20 protein-coding genes are annotated in these 22,497 nt (G+C 40.7%); 1 reads left to right on the forward strand and 19 read right to left on the reverse strand.

The window, feature by feature from the left end; genetic code table 11:
• The coding region (locus M3196_RS12160) for an MFS transporter (RefSeq protein ID WP_251322583.1) at positions 1-1,089 on the forward strand (1,089 nt) is incomplete at its 5' end.
• Positions 1,090-1,127: 38 nt separating this feature from the next.
• On the opposite strand, the gene M3196_RS12165 is transcribed toward M3196_RS12160, so the two are convergent.
• The 19 genes from M3196_RS12165 to hpaB form a co-directional block, all read right to left on the reverse strand.
• A complete protein-coding gene (locus M3196_RS12165) occupies positions 1,128-1,967 on the reverse strand; it encodes a GNAT family N-acetyltransferase (protein ID WP_251322584.1) in 840 nt (279 codons plus the stop codon).
• Positions 1,968-2,107: 140 nt separating this feature from the next.
• Positions 2,108-4,588 (reverse strand): S8 family serine peptidase, encoded by a 2,481-nt coding sequence (locus M3196_RS12170; protein WP_251322585.1) that lies wholly within the window; start codon positions 4,586-4,588, stop codon positions 2,108-2,110.
• A 208-nt stretch (positions 4,589-4,796) separates the two neighbouring features.
• Positions 4,797-6,218 carry a S8 family serine peptidase gene (locus M3196_RS12175; RefSeq protein ID WP_425310997.1) on the reverse strand — a complete coding sequence of 474 codons (1,422 nt, stop codon included), beginning with the start codon at positions 6,216-6,218 and terminating at the stop codon, positions 4,797-4,799.
• Positions 6,219-6,349: 131 nt separating this feature from the next.
• The gene (locus tag M3196_RS12180; RefSeq protein ID WP_251322587.1) at positions 6,350-6,991 is read right to left on the reverse strand and encodes a response regulator; all 642 of its coding nucleotides are present in this window, start codon (positions 6,989-6,991) and stop codon (positions 6,350-6,352) included.
• Entirely contained in the window at positions 6,991-8,811 is a 1,821-nt protein-coding gene (locus M3196_RS12185; protein WP_251322588.1) for a GAF domain-containing sensor histidine kinase, read from the reverse strand. Before M3196_RS12185 ends, M3196_RS12180 begins: the two co-directional genes overlap by 1 nt.
• A 235-nt stretch (positions 8,812-9,046) precedes the next feature.
• Complete coding sequence (gene mgtE, locus M3196_RS12190) at positions 9,047-10,405, reverse strand: magnesium transporter (RefSeq protein WP_251322589.1); 1,359 nt, start codon at positions 10,403-10,405, stop codon at positions 9,047-9,049.
• Positions 10,406-10,539: 134 nt separating this feature from the next.
• Positions 10,540-10,941: a DoxX family protein gene (locus tag M3196_RS12195; RefSeq protein WP_251322590.1), complete on the reverse strand. Its 402-nt coding sequence runs from the start codon at positions 10,939-10,941 to the stop codon at positions 10,540-10,542.
• A gap of 156 nt (positions 10,942-11,097) precedes the next feature.
• Positions 11,098-11,847, reverse strand: coding sequence for a type I methionyl aminopeptidase (gene map / locus M3196_RS12200; protein ID WP_251322591.1), 750 nt, complete (start codon positions 11,845-11,847; stop codon positions 11,098-11,100).
• Between the two features lie 380 nt (positions 11,848-12,227).
• Entirely contained in the window at positions 12,228-12,833 is a 606-nt protein-coding gene (locus M3196_RS12205; protein WP_251322592.1) for a TVP38/TMEM64 family protein, read from the reverse strand.
• 124 nt (positions 12,834-12,957) lie between these two features.
• Entirely contained in the window at positions 12,958-13,344 is a 387-nt protein-coding gene (locus M3196_RS12210) for a hypothetical protein (protein WP_251322593.1), read from the reverse strand.
• 86 nt (positions 13,345-13,430) lie between these two features.
• Positions 13,431-13,886, reverse strand: a complete 456-nt coding sequence (locus M3196_RS12215) for a pyridoxamine 5'-phosphate oxidase family protein (protein ID WP_251322594.1) — start codon at positions 13,884-13,886, stop codon at positions 13,431-13,433.
• Positions 13,887-13,982: 96 nt separating this feature from the next.
• Positions 13,983-15,155: a beta-aspartyl-peptidase gene (iadA, locus tag M3196_RS12220; RefSeq protein ID WP_251322595.1), complete on the reverse strand. Its 1,173-nt coding sequence runs from the start codon at positions 15,153-15,155 to the stop codon at positions 13,983-13,985.
• Between the two features lie 176 nt (positions 15,156-15,331).
• On the reverse strand, positions 15,332-16,063 hold the full coding sequence (locus tag M3196_RS12225) for an ABC transporter ATP-binding protein (RefSeq protein WP_251322596.1): 732 nt from the start codon (positions 16,061-16,063) through the stop codon (positions 15,332-15,334).
• Positions 16,060-16,827 carry an ABC transporter ATP-binding protein gene (locus tag M3196_RS12230; protein ID WP_251322597.1) on the reverse strand — a complete coding sequence of 256 codons (768 nt, stop codon included), beginning with the start codon at positions 16,825-16,827 and terminating at the stop codon, positions 16,060-16,062. Before M3196_RS12230 ends, M3196_RS12225 begins: the two co-directional genes overlap by 4 nt.
• Positions 16,824-17,852, reverse strand: a complete 1,029-nt coding sequence (locus M3196_RS12235) for a branched-chain amino acid ABC transporter permease (RefSeq protein WP_251322598.1) — start codon at positions 17,850-17,852, stop codon at positions 16,824-16,826. Before M3196_RS12235 ends, M3196_RS12230 begins: the two co-directional genes overlap by 4 nt.
• Before the next feature lie 8 nt (positions 17,853-17,860).
• A complete protein-coding gene (locus tag M3196_RS12240) occupies positions 17,861-18,742 on the reverse strand; it encodes a branched-chain amino acid ABC transporter permease (protein WP_251322599.1) in 882 nt (293 codons plus the stop codon).
• A 12-nt stretch (positions 18,743-18,754) separates the two neighbouring features.
• Entirely contained in the window at positions 18,755-19,924 is a 1,170-nt protein-coding gene (locus M3196_RS12245; protein WP_251322600.1) for an ABC transporter substrate-binding protein, read from the reverse strand.
• A gap of 93 nt (positions 19,925-20,017) precedes the next feature.
• The gene (gene hpaD, locus M3196_RS12250) at positions 20,018-21,001 is read right to left on the reverse strand and encodes a 3,4-dihydroxyphenylacetate 2,3-dioxygenase (RefSeq protein WP_251322601.1); all 984 of its coding nucleotides are present in this window, start codon (positions 20,999-21,001) and stop codon (positions 20,018-20,020) included.
• Between the two features lie 14 nt (positions 21,002-21,015).
• Positions 21,016-22,491 carry a 4-hydroxyphenylacetate 3-monooxygenase, oxygenase component gene (hpaB, locus tag M3196_RS12255; RefSeq protein WP_251322602.1) on the reverse strand — a complete coding sequence of 492 codons (1,476 nt, stop codon included), beginning with the start codon at positions 22,489-22,491 and terminating at the stop codon, positions 21,016-21,018.
• Between the last annotated feature and the right edge of the window lie 6 nt (positions 22,492-22,497).

Below are 22,497 nucleotides of genomic sequence, written 5' to 3' on the forward strand. Positions count from 1 at the left end.
CCGTTCGGTTTAGTAGCTTTTGCTGCCATCTATTTCCTTTTTCCATCGGTACAACGAAAAGAAAAAGAATCTATTGATTATACAGGATCCTTGCTTTTAACGTTAACAATGGTTCCCCTTTTGCTGTCCTTCACATGGGCAGGTAATCAATATGACTGGGTATCCCTTGAAATTATTGGACTTTTTTCCGTTACTATCGTTGCTTTCTTTTTGTTTATCCGTACCGAGAAACGTGTTTCAAGCCCTGTACTTCCTCTTGATATGTTTAAGAACAAAGTGTTTACAGTTTCTAATCTCATAGGATTGCTTTTAGGAGCCGGAATGTTCGGATCCATTATGTATATGCCTTTCTTTATCCAAGGTGTTATGGGAACATCAGCTACGAAATCAGGTTTTGTCATGATGCCTCTGACACTCGCAATGGTTGCCGGCAGTACAATCAGCGGCCAGATTGTAACAAAGACTGGAAAGTATAGGAAGCTTGCCATGCTGGGATTATTTATCATGGCAAGCGGTATGACGAGTATGCATTTTATGGATACTGAAACAACAAATATGACTGCCGTACTAAATATGATTTTAGTAGGTTCAGGTCTTGGAATCGCTTTTCCGATTTTTACACTGACCGTACAAAATGCGATAGAGCACAAATATTTAGGAGTTGCAACTTCTTCCGTACAGCTTTTCCGTCAGCTTGGAGGTACAATCGGCGTCTCAATCATGGGAAGTATTATGAATAATATGCTGGCTGATCAGTTCAGTGAAAAGTCTCAGAAATTACTCGCTGCCACGCCAAATGCTACTCCTCAAATGAGTGAGCAAATTAAAGACCTGGCAAATCCGCAAGTACTTTTAAACCCAAGTACCTTGTCTGAAAAATTCAGCAGTTTACCTCCTGAATCAGTAATGTTCATGAAAAAGATCCTTGCGATTTTACGTGAATCATTAAGCTTTGCTCTTAATGGTGTATTTCTTACAGGTGCACTTGTAATGACGGCTGCCTTGATTCTTACTTTCTTCTTTTTGAAAGAAATACCACTCCGAACTTCGAATGAAGATAAAGCAGAATTAAAGAATCAATCCGCATAAAGAAAAGACGGCAGGAAACTATTTTCCTTACCGTCTTTTTATTTTACAAGTGATGAATGATCAGCTTCGTCGTTTGAGACAGCTGGCTTATGCACGGGGTAATTCATGCTCCACATACCAATATCCTTAAATCCAAGTCGTTTATAGATCGAGCCGGCTTTAGGATTATCGTAGAAAAGGCAAAGAGCTTTTCCTTCTGAAAGAACATCCTGACAAAGTGCTTCCATGCATATCGAAGCGAGACCCTGGTTTCGTTTTTCCGGATGTGAACAAACGCCAACGATCATAGCTGACAAAGAATTTTCAGCTGTTGTAGAAGCACATGAAACCACAATGCTATTCTCCTTAATAAAATACGTACGGCCTGTTTTAGTGGTCAATGCTTGTTCAAGACTTTGACGGGCAGTCGGTCCTATTGAAAATTCTTTAATCTGTTTTTTCAGTTCCATTAATGAATCCACATCTTGTATCGTCGCTTCTTGTATGCCATTACGGTTTGAGTTTTTATTTAAAAAGCTGCTGTCTTTCAATTCAGCAAAATAGGTTTCTTTTGTTCGGTCAAACTGGACGTATGGACGAAATTGCTCTGTGATCTCTTTTTTCCCTGACAGCATTTCATAGGAAGTATCTTTATTAATAATTTCAGCAAATTCCTTTGCATTAATTTGTTGCTTTGCATACGGAAGATAGTTTCCCATATAACGAAGGAGGATGCCTTGGATGTCTCCTGCGCTATCAACATCTGCCCAGATTTCCTGAAAATCTGTTTCATAGCCAAAATTCTCGATATCAGCGATGATAAACAAGTTAAGAGCCGGTTCTTCGCGTAAATAGCACATTACTTTTTCGTGCCATGTTTGATCTATTTTTACAATCACCTGTCAGCCACTCCTTTTTTTGTTTCTACTTATTTTAGCGGTTAGCTGGAAAAATGCAACAATTATTTCTTTAATTTTTTTATAAAAAAAGAATCCCGCATCAATGCCTGCAGGATTCCGAATAACCGAAATTTTACTTTTTATTTTAAGAACGCGTGATAATAACGCACCGCTGCGACCGCATAATCACCTCTCGTTACCGTTTTTGCAGGTTTAAAACTAGCATGTACGGCTGGTTCTAAATCGTAAGGTCCTTGTTCAACGGTAAAGTACGCATTCAATATATTGAGATCTAATGCCAGCTGTACATATCCTCTCAACTCTTGTGGAATATTTGACGCATCATCAAGCGGGATACGGGTGTCACCATATTGCACAGACAATGTTTCTGTATTCATTTCACCTGCCTGCTTTTCTAAACCAAGTGACTGAACAAGTGAATATGCTAGTTCAGTGCGATCCACTGTACCGTCCGGTGCAAACTCTGTAGCCGATTTAGGAAGAATAACTCCTTTTGATATTTGTTTTGCATCTCTAAATGCTCCCCCACGTGAAGTTGCAGCATTGATAAATGGCGCTTCAGAAGACTTTACATCTGTGAAATCATTTGTTTTTGAATCAATACTCTGACGAATTTCAGCACCCATCACTAAATATTTGGCTAGTTCAGAACGGGTCAGAAGCTGGTTTGGTTTATACGAACCATCTGCATATCCATCAACAAGACGTTCACTAACTGCTGTTTGAATGGCACTCGCTGCTGCATGCCCATTAATATCAGACAAACCGGTGTATCCGCCTGCCGTTTTAAACGTAATCGTACCGTCAACTTCTTCAGGCAATCCTGCTCCACCTGTAGGATTCTCTTCTGCTCCTCGCAGGCCGCGGATTTCCAGTTTCCACTCACCAGGCTTTGGTGCATCTACAACAACGGTTCGATCAGTTTCTAGCGGAAATAATAAAGAAACACCTGAGCTGTATTCATTTCCAGACGGATCAATTAAAACTAGATTGATAGGATTGCCTGTTTCTTCGTCAATACCATTCGCATGAATTTGTCCGACTAAAGTTGTATTGTTCTCATTTACTGTGAAGTTATGCTGGTTCGCTGACGTTAAATTTACAGGGTCATACGTTAAACTAAATTTTTCTTTTGAAGCTGCCATTTCAACATTGCTGTTAAATGTGGTGTAAGCATTAACGGTTTCGCCATATTGACCATCATGTACTGCTCTATCCATCGCAGCATATGCGTTCACATATCCTGCTCCGACTTCCCAGGATTCCATACCTGGCATGTTTGTTGCCGTTTGCTGAAGAATGTCTTTGATCTCTTGTGGAGAAAGTGTTGGATCGGCCTCTAAGAGTAGCGCTGTAATCCCTGCCACGTGAGGAGTAGCCATTGAAGTTCCACTCATCGTCGTGTAATAAGGGACATGGGCTGGATCGATTCCTTCCACATCATCTGTGACACCTAAAGAAGATACAGGTGCAATTACGCGTGTGGAAACGATATCAACACCTGGCGCCGTTACAGAAGGTTCATCTTTCCACGTCCATGTCTTGCCATCCATCTCAAAAGTTCCGCCAGTATCTTTTGTTCCACGGGATGAAAAGTCTGCAAGCTTACCAGATTTTTCACCTGCCGCAACCGATATGACCCATGGTGCTTTTGAATATGGGTTATGTGTGTTTTCTCCTGGTCCAGAATTTCCTGCTGCAAACAATACGGTGATACCACGGTCATATGCCGCTTTACTGGCTATGTTAATTGGATGTTCTGGTTCAAAGTCACCTGATGATCCCCAAGAATTTGTAATAACACGGATGTTGTATTTTGCCTGATGTGAGATGGCATAATCAAATCCGCCAATTCCGTCCAACACGAATAGTGCGGCACCGGAACCATATCCGATCAAGTCAGCACCAGGCGCTGCTCCTTCATATTTTCCTCCAGACATCGCACCTATACCGCCAACTGTTCCAGCAACATGTGTACCGTGCCCTGAATTCGTGTCAGTGTTAGGTACGTTCTCTTGATAGCTAATCGGAAATAAGCCTGAGATTGAGTGGAGGTTTGCTGAAGCCATTACATTTTGGACCAAATTTTTGCCAAGTTCATGATCTTTATGTGTGCCGTCAACACCACTATCATTCACGACAACCCCTATACCTTTTCCTGTAAAAGGAAGACCACCATTTTCTTTCGTCATAGAACTGTCAGTTCTGACTTTATCAACGCCAGTAAGTGCTGTTGCATCTGCGTTGTAGTAAGTCAATTCTTCATTTAAAAAGATAGAACGTACTTGATCTGATTTAGCAAGTTCTTGAATTTGTGAGGATGTTGCTACTACGCCTGCCATAGGAAGCGACTTTAATGTAAGGGCATTTTTAACTCCTGTTCCTTTTAATAAAGCAAGCTGTTCTAGATTTGGTGAACGTTGTCCATGAAACGTTACGATAACTTCGAATGAGTTTATCCCTGAAGCAAGTTTATCCTGCAGTGATTTCCCGATTACTGCAGACTGTGTTTGTGCTACCGCAGTCCCTGAATGATTCAGAGGAAGAGCAAGTGATAATACCATCAATAAAGCAAACAAAATCTTTAAACTTTTTCTCAAGGGGAATTCTCCTTTCGTTTTCTGAATTTTCCACCTATATGCATTATCTCAATTAGAAAAACAGAAAACTATTCACCAACAGTTGTAAAATATATAAAACTCGAACTATATGTATGTAGTACTAAAGAGTTAACACAGCTAACACAGCTATATCATTCTATTAAACCTTAAAAAAAGCTAAACCGCCATAGACCGGTTTAGCTCTTATTTATTTTGCCAGAAAAGAATGGGTTACAGCATTGTATGCGTTAATATATCCAGCCCCCGTTTCCCAGGAAGCATAACCATTCATAGGAGTTGCTGAATTTACTAGAATCTGTTTAACATCACTAGGCGTTAAGAGCGGATTTGCGTCAAGCATGAGAGCTATTACTCCTGCAGCATGTGGTGCAGCCATTGATGTTCCGCTTAAAGTCGTGTAGTAAGGCAGATGTGCTGGGTCGATTGTTTCAATGTCTTTTGGTGTTCCAAGAACTCCTACAGGGGAAATTACCCGTGTGGAAACGATATCTTGGCCAGGTGCGGTAATCGTTGGTTCATCACGCCATAAAAAATCAATACCATCTACCATTGCGGTTCCTTTCGTATCGTGATTTCCTCTAGACGAAAAGTCAGCTAATGTCCCGTCTTTCACGCCTGCTGCTACGGTAATGACCCATGGTGCTTTTTTATAATTCCCGGTAATGGTATTTTCCCCTGGACCAGAGTTACCAGCTGAGAACACTGTAACAATATTGCGGTCATATAATGCTTTCGTGGCAATATTAACAGGATGGTCAGGATCAAATGGAGTACCGATATCACCCGTATCGCCCCATGAATTTGTTATTACCCGGATACCATACCTTGATTGATGAGTAAGAGCATAATCAAATGCACCGACAGTGTCCAAAATAGCGAGACCTGCTCCACTTCCATAACCGATTAAATCCGCCCCTGGTGCAACTCCTTCATATTTCCCTCCTGACATAGCTCCAGTTCCACCAACAATTCCGGCAACATGGGTACCGTGACCAGAATTGTTATCAGTTGCGGGGACATTTTCAATGTATTGAACAGGAAGAAGTTCATGAATAGCGTTCAGATTGACTTGACCTGCAACGTTTTGAACAAGGTTGTTTCCAAACTCATGATCTTTATGTGTACCATCCACACCGCTGTCATTAATAACGACTCCAACTCCCTTGCCCGTTACCGGAAGACCGCCATTATTTTTCTGAAATACAGCATCATTTCGAACTTGGTCAACACCCGTTAAATCGGTAGAATCTTCATTATCATAAGCAAGGGGGGCATTATAATAAACAGAACGTACTTCACTTTCATCAGCCAATAATTCCAACTGTGTTTTCGTTAACAATACTCCGGCGATCGGCAGGGATTCCATGATGATTCCCCTTTGAACACCAGCCTCCAAAAGTGAGTTTTTTATAACTGTTTGGCTGATTCCCTGATCAAACGAAACAATCGCTTCCACAACTGAATTAGTGGTTAATTTCTGCAGCAGCCTTTTATCTATTGATGTCGAGCCGATCGTATCTTCAGCATTGGTTGAAACAGACGATGATAATAGTAAGCTGGCTGAAAAGATGACAGAAGTCAGGATTCGTTTTATATTCAAGACTCTCACTCCTATTGATAGAATTTTCTAACATTTTTTAGTATTATCTCAGTTATACAGAAGCTTATCTATTAGCGATAGGTTTTATATTCATAGTTCTTTTGTATTAAAAAAACACTCCGAGAAGAGTGTTTTGCTTTTTACCCCATTGGTACGAGGTGATTTTGAACAGCATAAATGACCGCCTGTGACCTGCTCTTAACTTCCAACTTTTTAAAAATCTTACTTACATGAATCTTTACCGTTTTATCACTGATAAATAATTTTTCAGCTATTTCTTTATTACTCAGCCCTTCTACGAGGCCGATTAACACTTCTTGTTCCCTGTCAGTCAGGTTTGACTCGTCCTTTTTCACTTGGGTTTGCTGTAAGTGAATGTTTACAAGTTTTTTTGTCATACTCGGAGTAATCATAGACTCACCGCGGTATACTGCCTTAATAGCATCAACAACATGCTCAGAAGGTGCATCTTTTAATAAATAGCCATCCGCTCCCGCTTTTAGAGCCGAAAGGAGATATTCATCATGTGTGTACATCGTTAAAACGAGTATGCGTGCATCAGGATTTTTCGCTTTTATAAGGGCTGTAGTTTCTACTCCGTTCATACCTGGAAGGTTAATATCCATAATGATAACGTCTGGTGACAGTTCATCAGCGAATTTAAGTGCTTCTTCGCCTGAGGTCGCTTCACCAACAACCTTAATATCCTCTTCAAATGAAAGAATATTTTTTAACCCGTCTCTTAAAATAGCATGGTCATCGACAATCAATATTGAAATCATTAAAAAGCCTCCTTTGATACTAAATTCGGTATTTGCAATTTTATCTCAGTTCCTTTTCCTTTAGCTGAATCAATATGAAGTGATGCTCCAAGACTTTCTGATTGTTCATTCATGTTAAGTATGCCATAGTGCGGCTCGGCTTGGGCTTTTATCATTGATTCATAAAGTGAAAAACCTTTGCCGTCATCTTTGATCCTAAAAAACACCTGATCGTTTGAGTAGCTTAACAGGATGTCCGCTTTCGTTGCCTCGGCATGCTTTAATACGTTTTGAAGGCTTTCCTGAAAAATATCAAAAATGACCTTTTCAACCATTGTGCTTAGAGTTCTCGGTGCACCGCGCACTTGAAACTTTATCTGAATGTTATGACTCTCTTCTTTGATCGACTTAATCTTTGTTTTTATCGCATGGTGAAGACCTATCCGCTCTGTCGGATAAGGCCGCAGTGCATAAATCGATTCACGCAGTTCCTTCAAACTTCCTCTCAGCTTTTCAGTACTGACGGCAACGAGCTGTTTGGTTCTTTCTGGCTTTTGCGAAAAAACACGCTGTGCCGTCTCAAGTTGCATAACAGAACCAGCGAGTGTTTGCGCGATCCCATCATGAATCTCCCGTGCGATCCGGTTTCGTTCTTCTAATAACACACGCTTCTCACGTTCTGAAATAAGCAGCTTTGTTTTCCAGGCAACAGCCAGCTGGTTTACAAGAGTAGCCATAGATTGTGTATCGACTGCAGAAAATGAAAATACTCTTGTTCTTCCAGTAATCAGAAAACCGGTAACTTCATCTTCTGCCATCAGCGGGGCAAGCATCACTGATTTTATTGAATGATGAAAATAAGAAAATGCCCAGGCATTATCTTCGTTCTTTTTGTTAAATAAATGCATGACAGGATTAGATTCGACCCGCCTTATAAAATCCGGAGAAACATCTTGCTCTACCGAGAAGCCTCCGTTTTCATAAGCTTTTTTCCAAGAGTGTCCATCATTCAGAAACAACAATACTGCATCTGTTCCTAAGAACTCTAAAAAAGGAAGTTCAGCTTGCTTTAGCCAATTTTTGGATGGAAGGTGTGCATTAAACGTTGTACTAATTTCGTATAGAGCCTTTAAACGGTTCTGCTCTTGATGCAGTCTGGCTATAAAAGAAGATATGAGCGCGATCGCCACCAGTGGTGAAAAGAAAAAGATATAGGAAAACACATCTACTACGCCGCGGTTCTGGGATCCTAACATGAACATCAATGTAATATAAAGAATAGAAAAAAGCGTAACCAGGGACTCTGAAATCGTCTTTATTTTCCAAATTTTGAACGGATATGCCTGTGGTCTGATCAAAAGAACGGCGTCTACAATCAAATTATTGAAAACATAATACAAAACCACGATTAGAATCATTCGTGTCTCTGCATACCATATGACACTCCATTCTGCTTTTAGTGGGAAAAGCATGAGATCTGCCAGATGAACCGCTCCAAAAAAACTGATAAGGAGCTGAGACGGATTAAATAAAACAATCCGGAGAGGACGATGATTTAATGCATGAACAAGACCAACCATAAATCCAAAAACAATGATAGCTATTCCCCAGCCGTAAAGAAGTTCAATCGTATAAAGCAATGGAAAGCTTAGTGCACTAAGTCCCTTCCATATCGGAATGGGATAATATTCGGTGATAAAAAGAAATAACAATAGTGTAGAAAAAATGAGGAGATCAGGAAATTTTGTTATAGAAAACGCACTGTAAATCCATATAATAATTCCTGCTCCAATGACGGCAGAAACAAACTTTCCTGCAGCCTTCTCCCGATTCACACCCATTTCCCCGACCCCTTTTTTTAGAAAAATTCAGTCAATTTATTATAACATAGCTATTTAACAGACATTCTCCTTCATAAAGAAAATAGAGCGTAAAAAAACCGAAATTAGTCGAATGACTTTCGTCGCTGACCAATTCCGGAAAAACCAGATTGTTTTTTCATATTATCGCACTTCATCTATACCGTTTTCTATTACACGAAAGACGTAAATTCGTATAGTACCAATTAACTACCTTCTATAAGAGATGAGATAAAAACATAGTTGCGGTACCGAAATAGACAAGTAATGAAAAGATATCATTTAAAGTGGTGATTAAAGGTCCTGATGCGACAGCCGGGTCTACCTTTAATCGATATAGCAGTAAAGGTATAAGTGTACCAGCAAGCGTTCCAATGATTAATGTGAAAAATAAAGAACTGCCTACGACCAGTCCTAAAATGAGATTGCCTTTCCATAGGTACGCCACAATCGAAATCAATATACCGCATGTGACCCCGATGATAAAACCAACACCAAATTCACGCATGATCAATTTTATTATAATCTGCCGATCTATATCATGTGATACAAGACCGCGTACTACAACAGCTAATGATTGTGTACCTGTATTCCCCGTCATTCCTGCTATCATTGGCATGAAATAAGTTAACGCAACCGCTTTTTCGATTGTTCCTTCAAATGTACTGATGATGCTTCCGGATAATATTCCGATAAAAAGCAAAAGTATGAGCCATGGAAGTCTTCGATAGGAAGCAACCATCGCGCTGGTTTGAAAATCAATTGATTTACCAGTCGCTGATAATTTTTCAATATCCTCATTAGCTTCTTCAATCAGGACGTCTAGAACATCATCGACGGTTACAATCCCGATCAATCGTTCCTGATCGTCTATAACCGGAACGGCGATAAAGTCATAACGCTCAATCGTTCGTGCTACTTCTTCCTGATCCGTTTCAGCAGGTACTGCTATAACCCTGCTGTACATGATATCTTCAATCTTTTCATCCATTTCAGCGAGCAGCAAGTCTCTGTATGATACTACGCCAACGAGCTTCTTTTCTTCATTTATAACATATAAGTAGTAGATATTTTCCGCAAAACCCGCGAAGGTCTTCAGCTTTTCAACAGCATCACGGACAGTATATACCTGCGGAATCCATACAAAACGATTGGTCATAATACCGCCGGCAGTATCGGAATCATACTGCATCAGGCTTTGGACCGTCTTTGATTCATCTGCTTTCATGGATGACAAGAAATCCTGAATTTCGTTGACATCCAGATTCCCAAGCAAGTCAGCGAGATCATCGTTTTCCATCAAGTTCATGATATGAGATGACCGTTCGATGCCTAGTTTGTGCAGAATCTCCATTTGCAGGTCACTCTCTAATTCTTGAATCAACGATGCGATCTGTCTTGTTGTCAAAAAGGTGACGAATTTATGCCGGTGTTTTTCGGGTAAATTTTTATACATGTTGGCAATATCGTAAGGGTGAAGTTCATCAATAAGCAGCTGGAATTCTTTCTTCCGGAGTTCTTTCAGGTTTTTAATTACATACAATAAGATCTGATTTTCTGACATCTCTTTAAACAAGGAACGTCACCTCCTTATAAAATACTCATTCATTATAAGTGATATTTTTATATGTGACTATTAGCATTTCGTTTTTCACAAAGAAAAAACCACCTTATTCAGATGGTTTTCTCATTGAATGTTATTCTATTTCCCTATTTCATCCATAAGTAATCAAGTGAGTAAGTACCTGCACCTGTTAACGCTACACCAACTACAACTGCAATGAGTACAAGATTGAATTCGTATCCATTAGCTGTTACCCAAAAACCGTTCTGCAAGTGGACTTTAAGGATGGCAACAAGCATGGTTGCAGCGATTAAAATTGCACCGATTTCTGTAAAAAGCCCTGCAGCAAAAAGCAATCCTCCTCCAAACTCAGCAAGACCCGCTATTAATGCCATCGTATACCCAGGCTTTATCCCGATGGATTCCATCCAGCCGCCTGTTCCTTTTAAGCCATAGCCGCCAAACCATCCAAATAATTTTTGTGCTCCATGTGCAGCAAGCGAAAGACCGACTACTAGTCGAATAATGAGCAATCCTAAAGATAACATAATATAATTCCCTCTTTCTTAAGTTTATTTTACTTACTTTATGTTAGTATATTACGATACGTAACTTGTCTATGTCAAGTTACTTAAAAAAAATAATTATAAAATCAAAAAAAATTACCGCCATCCTTTTAATAAGAATATGCGGCAAAACTTTATTTAAGCTTGTTCTGTTAAAATAATCGGACCATTTTTTGTAATAGCAACAGTATGTTCATATTGCGCAGATAAACTCCCATCAAATGTAAGAGCTGTCCATCCATCAGAACCCAGCATTATAAATGGCGTGCCTTGGTTGAAAATAGGCTCAATTGTAATAACCATTCCCTCTTTTAACTTTCCTCCTGTATTTCGGTCGCCAACATGATGAACTTGTGGTTCTTCATGAATTTTACGTCCGATTCCATGTCCGATGAATTCTCTTACGATGGAATAGCCTTTTTTCTCGGCATACGATTGAATAGCATTTCCGATGTCCCCTAAACGGTTTCCGACTTGTGCTTGCTCAATCCCTTTATATAATGCTTTTTTGGTGGCTTTCATTAACCGCTGTGCTTCTGGAGATATAGTACCGATCCCGTATGACCACGCCGAATCAGTAAGCCAGCCATTTAGATTCACAACGAAATCTATGGTCACAATATCCCCGTTTTTTAATGGTTTTCTATTGGGAAGGCCATGGCAGACCTCATTATTGACAGATGCACAAGTCGCAAAGGGATAGCCCATATAACCTTTTTGAGCAGGTGTTGCCCCTCGTTCATAAAGGAAACGGTCAACAAATTGATCCAGCTCTATCGTTGTGATCCCTTCTGTTACCTTTTTACTTAAAGCTTTGTGACACTCAGCAAGGATCGTTCCCGCATGTTTCATTTTCTCAATTTGTTTATCTGATTTAATCTCAACCAAACCGTCCTCTCCCCTTCCTCTTTTAAAACTATATTCTGAGGAAAAGTTCTGTGTGAAAAATTGTATAATCAAGGTTTAGATCGTTTTAACTAAGTTGCTATCGGAAGTGGTTGATTTCCGCTCCAGGATGCTCGCTTTCCGCGGGGCGGGCGGTGAGCCTCCCTATCGCTTTGCGCTGGCGGGGTCTCACCTGTCCCACTGATCCCGCAGGACAAGGAAGGCTTCGGCAGCTTTAAATCGCACGAAGAAAATGTGATGTTCATTTTCGAGGAGTCTCGCACCTTCCGCTCCAATCAACGAATCAACGAAGTCTTTACAAAAACGATCAAAAACAACAATCTTTTAGAAGAAGATCCTATAAAAAAACACCAGGCCATAAATTATGCCTGATGCTCTGATTGTTTTAATCTGGATTCAACCACTTTACCGCCCAGCCATAATACAAAAATACCGAAAGCGATCAATCCCAGTTTTAATGGACTCTTTAAAACATCGACAAAATCGTAGCCTATAAAAGATACGATTGCAATCATTACGAGTTTGCCGAGCGTTAATGCTAATAAAAATGTTTTAATATTGATCCGGGAAAGTCCGCCTACAACGTTTACTAACGCAGATGGCGTGAACGGAAAACAATAGATTAAAAACAGCATTCCGAATCCGTGGCGTTCCACCCAGTTCAGCATCCTAGTCGTATTAGTGTGCCGGTTTAAAAAGGTCAGGAATCTCTTTTGACCAAATCTGCGAACTAACAAGAAGACAATCGCTGAACCTAAACAAACACCGATCCAAGAATATATAAAACCTAACCAAAACCCATATGCTGCTGCATTACCGGCAACAAAAAGGAATAATGGCAAGATTGGAATAAATGATTCAAGCATCGGCAGTAAGATGCCGGGCAGAAAACCAAGATCACGATATTGTTCGAGTAGTTTAAATATGTTTTCTTCTGTAAAATAGTGCTGCCAGTTTTTCCAGTCCATCGTTCGCTCACCCTTTTCTTCCTCATACCCTCATCGTTGCCAACGTTAACACTTTTAAAACTGAATCGAGGAAAAACAAGGAGTTGATCATTCCTGTAATTTTATCATAATTCAAAAAAGCGCACTATTTAGAAATCGAATGTGAACGATTTTCCTTCGTCTTTATTCCGAGTATAAACATACAAAAAACAGCGCACAGCCCTGAGGTCAAACCATAAAATGAATTTCCCTCACCCAATTCCTGTCCAAGACCATCAGGAAATAACAGCCAATATAAAAAAAGTGAACCATGAAGCAGAATACCTACTACTGCTAAAACTTTTATCAACCCCAAAAACGACATCTGCTTAAACGAGATCATGACAGCAGCTATCCCCCAAAATAGAAGGAAGTAGCCCCACAAAGCCATTCCTGCTCCTGACTTCGTTTTTAACAAGTCCGTTACAAAAAAAATGCCCGTGAAAACAGATATAAGTCCAGATAAAAGAAACATACGCCAGGCAGCGGTCAATTCAGCCCACCTCTTTTCGATATAATAAAAACCGCCTTAACTTGTTGTAAGACGGTTTTGCGGGTTCATCATAGCTATAGGCTGAATTACTTCATAAGAGCGGCATATACCTGCTCATCCAGCTCTTTCGCTTTCTTTTCGTTATACGTTTTTTCGTAAACAGGCTCTTGGACGATCTTTGCACCCCAGAACATACTTTCAAATACATGCTCGATATCTACCTCAATCTTCGCAAGCTTGAGCGGGACATCTGCCATTGCATTTTCCAAGATATTTGCTTTTCCATTAATCGAATAAACCGTCTCAAGACCGACAACTGTCAGTACAACATTAGAATTGGCTTGAATGTTAGTAACGATGCGGGAATTGTTCGTTACAGTAAAACGGATTTTTTCTTCTGATAAGCTTTTCACCCAGGAAATTGCATTAACAGATGGAGCATTGGATTCTGCGTCAACTGTACCAAGTAATACAAGCTGTTCGCCTTGCAGGTGTTCAAACAATTCAGGACTTAACTTCGTTGGTGTTTCCTGTTTCGCCATATGATCGCCACCTCAAATGTATTTGTATGTATGCTGTTTATTTTACCATATTTTTCTCTTCTAAAAAACGAAAAAAGAAGCTAAAAATAGCTCCATTTACTCGAAAGTTCCCTTAATAACTGCTTTCCCGTTTTGAACCATCACTTGACCGAGTGCGATAACCGTATCGATATCCAGTGACTCATTGTCTAAAAGGACTATATCTGCATCCAGTCCTTCTTGAAGCATTCCTTTTGATCTCAATTTTAGTATAGATGCAGGATTTTGTGTGATGACTTTTAGTGCGGTTTCTATCGGAATATTCTCTTGTTGGATTGCCGCTTGAACCTCTCGATACAAAGTACACACTTTACCGATTAGCAGGCCTGTTAATTCCCCTTTTTCATTAAATTCCGGCAGGCTTCCCTGACCGTCAGAAGTAAACGTAATCTGCTCGATCGGTACACCAGCTTCAAGCATAAGTCTTAAACCTTTGCTGCACTTTACTTCCCCTTCTTCATGATACTTTTTAACGGAACTCGTTGTAAAATCAACGAATCCACCGTTCTTGGCATACTGAATGCCTGCTTCAAATATGTAAGGATTGCGATTGATATGGGTCGGATAAAACTGGGTGACCGGCAGATCGTTCGTACGTACCACTTCTTGTAATAAAGAAAGCATAGTTTTGCTGTCACCAAGATGGATATTTACTACTCCCGCTTTTCCTGACAGCATACCAGCAACTCGTGCTTGCGAGGCAAGTCTTGCCAGCTCGTGTGCCTGAGGCTGGCTGGAGCGGTGATCGGCAATCGCGATTTCTCCTACACCGATGATTTCATCAATCATCATAATATCAGTTTCTATGCTGCCCGTTAACGTTTTAACGGGAATCTGGTAGGAACCTGTGTATGCATAACAAGAAATTCCCTCTTCTTTCAAAGCTTTTGCTTTTGCGATTAAGTTGGTCATCGTTCTTGCTGTTCCGTCTGTTCCGATTACACCTACTAATGTAGTAACACCCGCGAGTGTTGCATCTGTCAGATACAGTTCAGGTGTACGTGTTTTGAAGCTCCCTTCCCCGCCGCCGCCGGTAATATGTACATGGCTATCTATAAATCCGGGGGTTACATACTTTCCAGTTGCATCTATCACTTGAACATCAATAAAAGAATCTGGCCAATCAATGTTATCGGAAATCGCAGCAATTTTTGACCCTGCTAAAAGGATGTCTTTTTTTCCAATATGCTCAGGCGTAAAGACATCGCCGTTTTTAATGAGAACAAACACTTTTATCATCCCTTTACAAAATTATTACCTGTAAGTCGATCATATTCCAATTATACATTCAAAAAAGAAGGAGCAACATATGCACGACTACTAAAACCATTTAAAAGGACTCGGCTACATAACGTAACCGAGCCATAAGAGAGGTCATGCTTCAATGAATGCAATAATCTTTTCACTTATTTTTGTAAACTTGGACTGGTACCTAAATAAGCATCTCTAACACTTTGATTTTGAAGCAGTGATTCAGCTTCCCCTTCGAGTACAATGGACCCTCGTTCCAAAACAAATCCACGATCGGAAATAGAAAGTGCTGCCTTGATATTTTGTTCTACTAACAATATTGAAGTACCAGTTTCATTACGGAGTTGAACCAGTATGTTCATAATATCCCGCACAATTAAAGGAGCCAGCCCCAATGAAGGTTCATCAAGCATCAGCAGTTTGGGTTTTGCCATCAACCCTCTCCCAATAGCAAGCATCTGTTGCTCTCCGCCACTTAATAAGCCGCCTAGTCTGCTCTTCATGGTTGCAAGTTTAGGAAAATAATCATAGACCATCTCTAAGTCTTGTAAACACTGTTTTTTTTCTTTGGAATAACGATGATAGCTTCCCAGGATAAGATTGTCTTCAACCGTTAATCCATCAAATATTTGTCTGCGCTCTGGAACAAGAGTTATTCCTTTACAGACAATAGCCACTGAATTTTTCATTGCTAATTCTTCATCTTCCATTCGAATAGAACCTGAAGCCGGGGGATAAATTCCTGCGATCCCCCCAAGCAACGTGCTTTTCCCTGCTCCATTTGCCCCTACTATGGAAACAATCTCACCCTTGCCAACAGAGAAGCTAATTTCTTTAATAATTTTTAAATGTCCATGGTTCACTGACAGGTTATGAACGTTGATCATACTGTTACCTCACTTCCCAAATAAGCAGCAATAACAGATGCGTTCTGCTGGATTTCATCAGGTGTACCTTCTGCAATTTTTACACCATGATCCAGTACCACAATATGATCAGCAACTCTCATAACGATTTCCATGTCATGCTCTACGAGTAAAAAAGTGTTTCCTTCTTTTTTCATATCAAGGAGTAGATCTGCAAGCTTTGCAGATTCATTGTGGTTCAGTCCGGCCATCGGTTCATCAAGTAAAATTAGTTTTGGTTGTGTGATTACCGCTCTGCCAATCTCAACAAGACGCTGCTTGCCGTATGATAATGTCCCTGCCGGGAGATAGGCTTCCTGTTCAAGATTAAGCTTTTTAAGCCATTCCATAGATTTATCGTAAATATATTGTTCCTCTCTCTTCGCAGATGTCAGTCTTAAACCAGCTTTCCACACGCCTGTCTTCGTTAAAAGGTGCATACCAGCCATAATATTTTCTATAACAGTCATATCAGCAAACAGCTGCAAATTTTGAAAGGTTCTCGTGATTCCTTCTTTCGCAATCTGATGAGGCTTTTTATTTGATATCTTCTTTGTATCTAGTATTATTGTTCCATCGCTTGGAGGAAAAACGCCTGTTATCATGTTGAACACGGTCGTTTTACCTGCACCATTCGGACCGATCAAAGCCGTAATCGATTCTTGCTTTATAGTGAACGAAACATCTTGGACCGCGTGTACACCGCCAAAATCTTTTGATAAATTTTTTATTTCAAGAAGGTTCATAATGCAGCTCCCTTCTTATCCTGTACTTTCTTCTTTTGAGGTGAAAATAAAGACTTCCTTTCCTTCCACGAACCCATAAGTCCTTCAGGCTTAAATATCAACAGAACTACAAGAAGGACTCCAAAGAACACAATCTCAAATTCTCCGCCTGTAGAGAAGCCTAATAAAGGAACCCAGTCTTTTAAAAGTTCTACAAGCCAAACATAGATAATAGCACCGGCAAGCCCTCCCCAAAGTGAAGAACTTCCGCCTATCACAACCATGATCAGAAAAACGATTGAAGTCATAACTTCAAAAAGCTGAGGATTAATAAAACTAATGTAATGTGCATACAAGCTTCCTGCTACTGAAGCGAAAACGGCACTGATGATTAAGGCCTTAAGTTTGGAAGTCATTAAGTTTATTCCGATTGATTCTGCAGCAGACTCACTTCCATGAATTGATTTTAGGGCACGTCCAGTCCGTGAATGTATGAGATTATTCGCAAACCACAATCCAAATGCTAGAACAGCCCATACTAAAAAGTAAAAAGATCGATCTGTAGTGAACGAGAAACCAGCAACTTCAAATGGAGGGATGCCAAAAAAGCCATTTAATCCGCCTGTTAATGAAGTCCATTCTTTTAAAAAGGTAAAAACAATAACGCCGAACCCGAGTGTCGCAAGAGCAAGGTAGTGTTCTTTCAATTTAAAAGAAGGAATACCGATAAGCAGAGCGACTATACAGGCGATTAAGATACCCGTTAATACTCCGGCAAGTGGCGGAAAATCAAATTTCCCCGACACAATAGCACTTGAATAGGCTCCTATCCCATAAAAAGCAGCGTGCCCAAGAGAAATTTGTCCGGCATGCCCCATTAGTACAACAAGTCCAGTACATACAATCCCATACAGTCCAATTAAGATAAACGTACTGATAATATAATTTGAAGGGACAAGAAAGGGAAAAATGATCACTGCAAAAAGCAGTACAGTAATACCATATAAATTAAATCTGTAACTTCTAGTGAATTTTTTTATATCCATGCTCCCACCTATACTCTCTTGCCCGATTTTTTTGAGAAAAGTCCATTCGGCATAAAAAACAAGACAAGCAGCAATACTGCAAAGCTAACGGCATCTTTATATCCTGAAGATAGATAGCCCTCTGAGAATGCTTCTATTATTCCGATCAAGAATGCACCTAAAACAGCAGCTGGCGCATTAGTCAGACCACCGATAACAGCCGCGATAAAAGCCTTCATCCCAAGCATTAATCCCATCTGGTAAGAAGCACCGGAAATAGGTGCAATGATGATTCCTGCCAATGCGCCGAGTCCCGCACTTAATGAAATAGAAAGAAAAGACATCTTTTCTGGCTTAATTCCCATCAACTGGGCTGCGAAACGGTTCATCACACATGCAGTTACAGCCTTTCCTGTATAAGTCTTATTAAAGAAGTAATACATTCCGGCTAGCGCCGCTAATGAGATGCCCACTGCCCATAAGCTCTGAGGCAGAAGAACAGCCTCAAAAATCCTAATAGGAGAATTTCCTGAAAAAGGAGTAAGCGAATGAGGCTGGGTTCCCCATATGAAAATGGCTGCTCCACGAAATACAAAAGATATTCCGATTGTAATAATGATCAATGTTGCTACAGACGATTTTCTTGCAGGATAAATCGCTGCTCTTTCAAAGAACCCGCCAACCAACATAACAATTAGAATTGCCAATATTACGGCTAAATATAGAGGGAGACCTGCGCTTGATAGAGAGATAGTAAGGAGAGCACCAAGCATGGCAAACTCTCCTTGTGCAAAATTAAGGACACCCGTGATGTTATAGGTAATGACAAACCCGATAGCGATCAAGGCATAAATGCTCCCTATGGTAAGACCCGAAAACAAAAGCTGCATTAACTGACTTAATGATTCCACCTGTTGTTCCTCCTATTCGTTTATCACCCATCCGCCATCTTTGATTTTTACCATGACTAAACTATCTTTTGATAATCCGTTATGATCCTTTTCATTAATGTTGAATACACCTGAGATCCCTACGAATCCTCCAGTATCTTTTTCAAGTGCATCCCTTACTTTTTCAGGATCAGTTCCATTTGCTTTTTTGATCGCTTCTAGCAAAAGATAAAAAGCATCCCAAGAATGTCCGCCAAACGTGCTTGGAGGCGCGTTAAATTCAGCTTCATAATCTTTTTGATAGGTTAATAGCTTCTCTTTTTGTTTATCATCATCACTCAGCTGATCTGCTACAAGAAGTCTGCCAATCGGAAAGATAATTCCTTCTGCCTCCGCTCCAGCTAATTCTATAAACTGTTTTGTTCCAATTCCATGGCTGTTAATGATGGGAACATCAATTCCGATCTGACGAATATTTTTGGTAATAACAGCAGATTCTTGGGCTGTACCCCAGACGACTACAGCCTGTGGTTTTTCCTTTTTCACCCGTGTAAGCATAGCCTTAGCATCGGTAACTGTCGCCTCAAATTCTTCTTCAACAACAGCTTCTATTCCAAATTCTTTTGCCATCGCTGCAAATTCCGTATGCCCGCTCGTTCCATATGCATTGGCAACGTTCAGCCAGGCAATTTTCGTTAACCCTTCATCTTTTAGATACTGCAAAACCTTTGGTATTACCACATCATCTCCCTGGGCTGTCTTAAAGACCCATTTTCTTGATGACTTATCATCCGGGTTGTGGATTTGTTTGCTGGCTGCAAGTGAGATAAACGGGATTTCAGACTTTTCTGCCAGAGGAATCATAGCTAAGGTGTTCCCGCTGATCGTACCTCCGATCACAGCATGGACTTTTTCTTGTTCAATGAGCTTTTTCATTGATAACACAGCTTCATTCTGATCCGATTTATCATCATAGGAAATAAGTTTTATCTTTTTGCCGTCGATTCCGCCATCCTCATTTACCTTATCTACCAGCATTTTCACCGTATCCATCTCACCTTTTCCAAGAGGTGCTGCTGGTCCTGATGCCGAGAAGATTCCTCCGATAATTATCTCATCTCCTTCACCTGAAGAACTGTCACTGCAAGCAGAAATCGTGAACAAAACCAGAGCCATCACAAATAACCAAACCCATTTTTTCATTATCTGATACCCCTCTCATTTATATATGAATACAAAAAGCCGCCTCGAATCTGTTTTGCTAGTCTTCGAGGCAGCTTTCATCAACACGTTATATCAAGTCACAAAGTCCGGCTTGCGCTGCGCGAGTGTCGGACTTTTTTGTTTAACTGGCTCACCCGTTTCGAAATCTAAAAATGAGGTTGCCTCGTTAAACCAGCTGTCAGGTGCTTTATGTCCCCAGAACGTCTGCCTTCTAGGATCGTTAATATCCCACTTAACCGGCTTAAAGTCAGGATCACTTGTTAAATAATCTCCGTTGTATAATTCGATGCGGTTTCCATCCGGGTCACGGATATACAGGAAAAAAGCGTTCGATAATCCATGACGTCCTGGTCCGCGCTCGATATTATCTGCATAACCCATACTCGCCATCACATCACAGCAGTGGATAAGGCTCATCGGGTCAGACAGCCAAAAGCCCACATGATGAAGACGAGGTCCTTCCCCGTTCATGAATGCTACGTCGTGGACGGTTGGTTTTCGATGAAGCCACGCAGCCCAGGTTCTGTCGTCTTCGGTTGCTGTGTATTCTGAAACTCGGAACCCGAGTTCATCCGTATAGAATGCAACTGCAGCCTCCACATCAGGAACCATACAGTTGATATGATCGATGCGCTGAACACGTGCTCCGCGATACAGATCATACTTTTGAATGCAACGCTCAGCGCCTTCCATCTCAACGAAAAACTCAAGCGGGATACCTGAGGGGTCTTCTACACACAACGTTTTGCCGATTCCAACTTTTTCATCGGCTTCCTTCCAGAGAACTTTCGATCCTTTCCCTTTAAAGAAGGATTCCAAAGCATTCAAATGGGCATCTTCCCACACCTTGTAACTAACGGCATGCACACCTGGCTTATCCGCTTTTTTTAAAAGAAGACTATGGTGACAATGCTCTTCTAATCCCCTTAAAGCCATCCATTCTGAGGTAGATGCCGTTTCAATGAAACCTAAAGCGTTTACATAAAAGTCACGGGATGCATTCAAGTCTGTCACGTTCATGACAGCTCGCGCGATACGTATGATATTAAAGTCCACTTTTTAATCACCCCCTATACACTCGTATAATTATGGCTAGTGGATTTCACTCGGTTCAAGAATTCCTTTACCATTGCCTTATATGGCTCTTTGTTAAACTGGTCATAATAAATATTCGACATACGCGCCGGATCCCCAAAGAAATAATATTCATATAGTGCTTGGCGTCCGCCAAACGTGCTGATGGAAATATCCCATGCTAACCGGAATAGTTGAGTTCGCTCATATCCATCAATGTTTGCACCTTGTGTATAGCGGTGAACGAGCTCACCTATGTCATCTGCATTAAAGTCTGCTTCAGTCGGGATTCCCATCAATCCAGAAGCACCTAAGATCTTAACAATTTCTACGATGCGCTGATACATCTTCGGATACCAGTTACGCGCAGCATTTAATGGTGCAAAGTCAGGTGTCATGTTTCCATACTTATCAATTGAAGCATTGTGCTCTGCACGATAAAGGTGAGAACGCATCGTTTCTAGAATCAGCATCACTTCAGAAGCTTTTTCTTTCACGTGTGGAAACACATCAATTCCGATGGATTCCATCATGTTCAGAATCACACCAAGGACAAATTCCGTTTTTACCGTATTCTTCGCAATAACCTGATGAGCCATATGAACAATTGCATTCGTCTCTACATAAGTGCGGTTGCAGATGTCAGAGTTGCCGCTGACAAATACACGCTCCCAAGGAACAAGAACATTATCAAATACCACGATGGCATCACTTTCTTCAAAACGCGAGCCTAGCGGATGGTCCCACTGGCTTCTGCCTTGGTCAAAGGATTCACGGCATAAGAACTTCAATCCCTCCGTATTGTTCGGGATCGCAAAAGCCATTGCGTATGGATCATCATCAGATGAAGCCTTGTTTAACGTTGAAGGGAATACGACGATCTCATCCGTAACTCCCCCAAGTGTCGCAAGCAATCTAGCTCCTTTTACAACGATTCCATCTTTATTCTTTTCAACGATGCGAGCAGATAGATAAGGGTCTTTTTGTTCAGACTGCTTTTTAGAGCGGTTCGTTTGCGGATGAATCAGCGTATGCGTTAAGCTGATGTCATTCTCCCGGCAATAGTCATAATATTTTCTGGCATTTTCGGCAAACATGGGATCATCTTGAGCAAAGAAGCTGCCAGATGTACCGAACGCCATCACACTTGTATTCAAATAATCAGGCGTACGCCCCATCATTCCGCCTGTATAGCCGGCCCACTCGGATATCATTTCGCGGCGGCGGATCAGATCTTCCACTGTTTTTGGAGCGATAAACGAAAGTCCTACCTGATCACCCGTTTTCTCAGAGGTATATAACATCTTGTCTGCTTTTTCATTTTGGAGGTCATACAGGTTGGCAATGGATCTCACAATGTTTCGGAATGCTGGATGAGAAGGTACATCATCTACTTTTTTACCATGAATCCAAACGTTATTTTTTGCCTTCTTGATTCCTTGAATATATTGTTCCCCCGTACGTGCAGGCAAAGAAAT

Source organism: Fictibacillus nanhaiensis (assembly GCF_023715445.1).
Lineage (GTDB): Bacteria > Bacillota > Bacilli > Bacillales > Fictibacillaceae > Fictibacillus > Fictibacillus nanhaiensis_D.

Coding starts and splice junctions, on each gene's coding strand:
- M3196_RS12180 (WP_251322587.1), bottom strand. CDS start 6,991: ATGATTTCAATATTGATTGTCGATGACCATGCTATTTTAAGAGACGGG.
- M3196_RS12185 (WP_251322588.1), bottom strand. CDS start 8,811: ATGGGTGTGAATCGGGAGAAGGCTGCAGGAAAGTTTGTTTCTGCCGTC.
- M3196_RS12195 (WP_251322590.1), bottom strand. CDS start 10,941: ATGTTATCTTTAGGATTGCTCATTATTCGACTAGTAGTCGGTCTTTCG.
- M3196_RS12205 (WP_251322592.1), bottom strand. CDS start 12,833: ATGGACTGGAAAAACTGGCAGCACTATTTTACAGAAGAAAACATATTT.
- M3196_RS12215 (WP_251322594.1), bottom strand. CDS start 13,886: ATGGCGAAACAGGAAACACCAACGAAGTTAAGTCCTGAATTGTTTGAA.
- M3196_RS12225 (WP_251322596.1), bottom strand. CDS start 16,063: ATGATCAACGTTCATAACCTGTCAGTGAACCATGGACATTTAAAAATT.
- M3196_RS12230 (WP_251322597.1), bottom strand. CDS start 16,827: ATGAACCTTCTTGAAATAAAAAATTTATCAAAAGATTTTGGCGGTGTA.
- M3196_RS12235 (WP_251322598.1), bottom strand. CDS start 17,852: ATGGATATAAAAAAATTCACTAGAAGTTACAGATTTAATTTATATGGT.
- M3196_RS12245 (WP_251322600.1), bottom strand. CDS start 19,924: ATGAAAAAATGGGTTTGGTTATTTGTGATGGCTCTGGTTTTGTTCACG.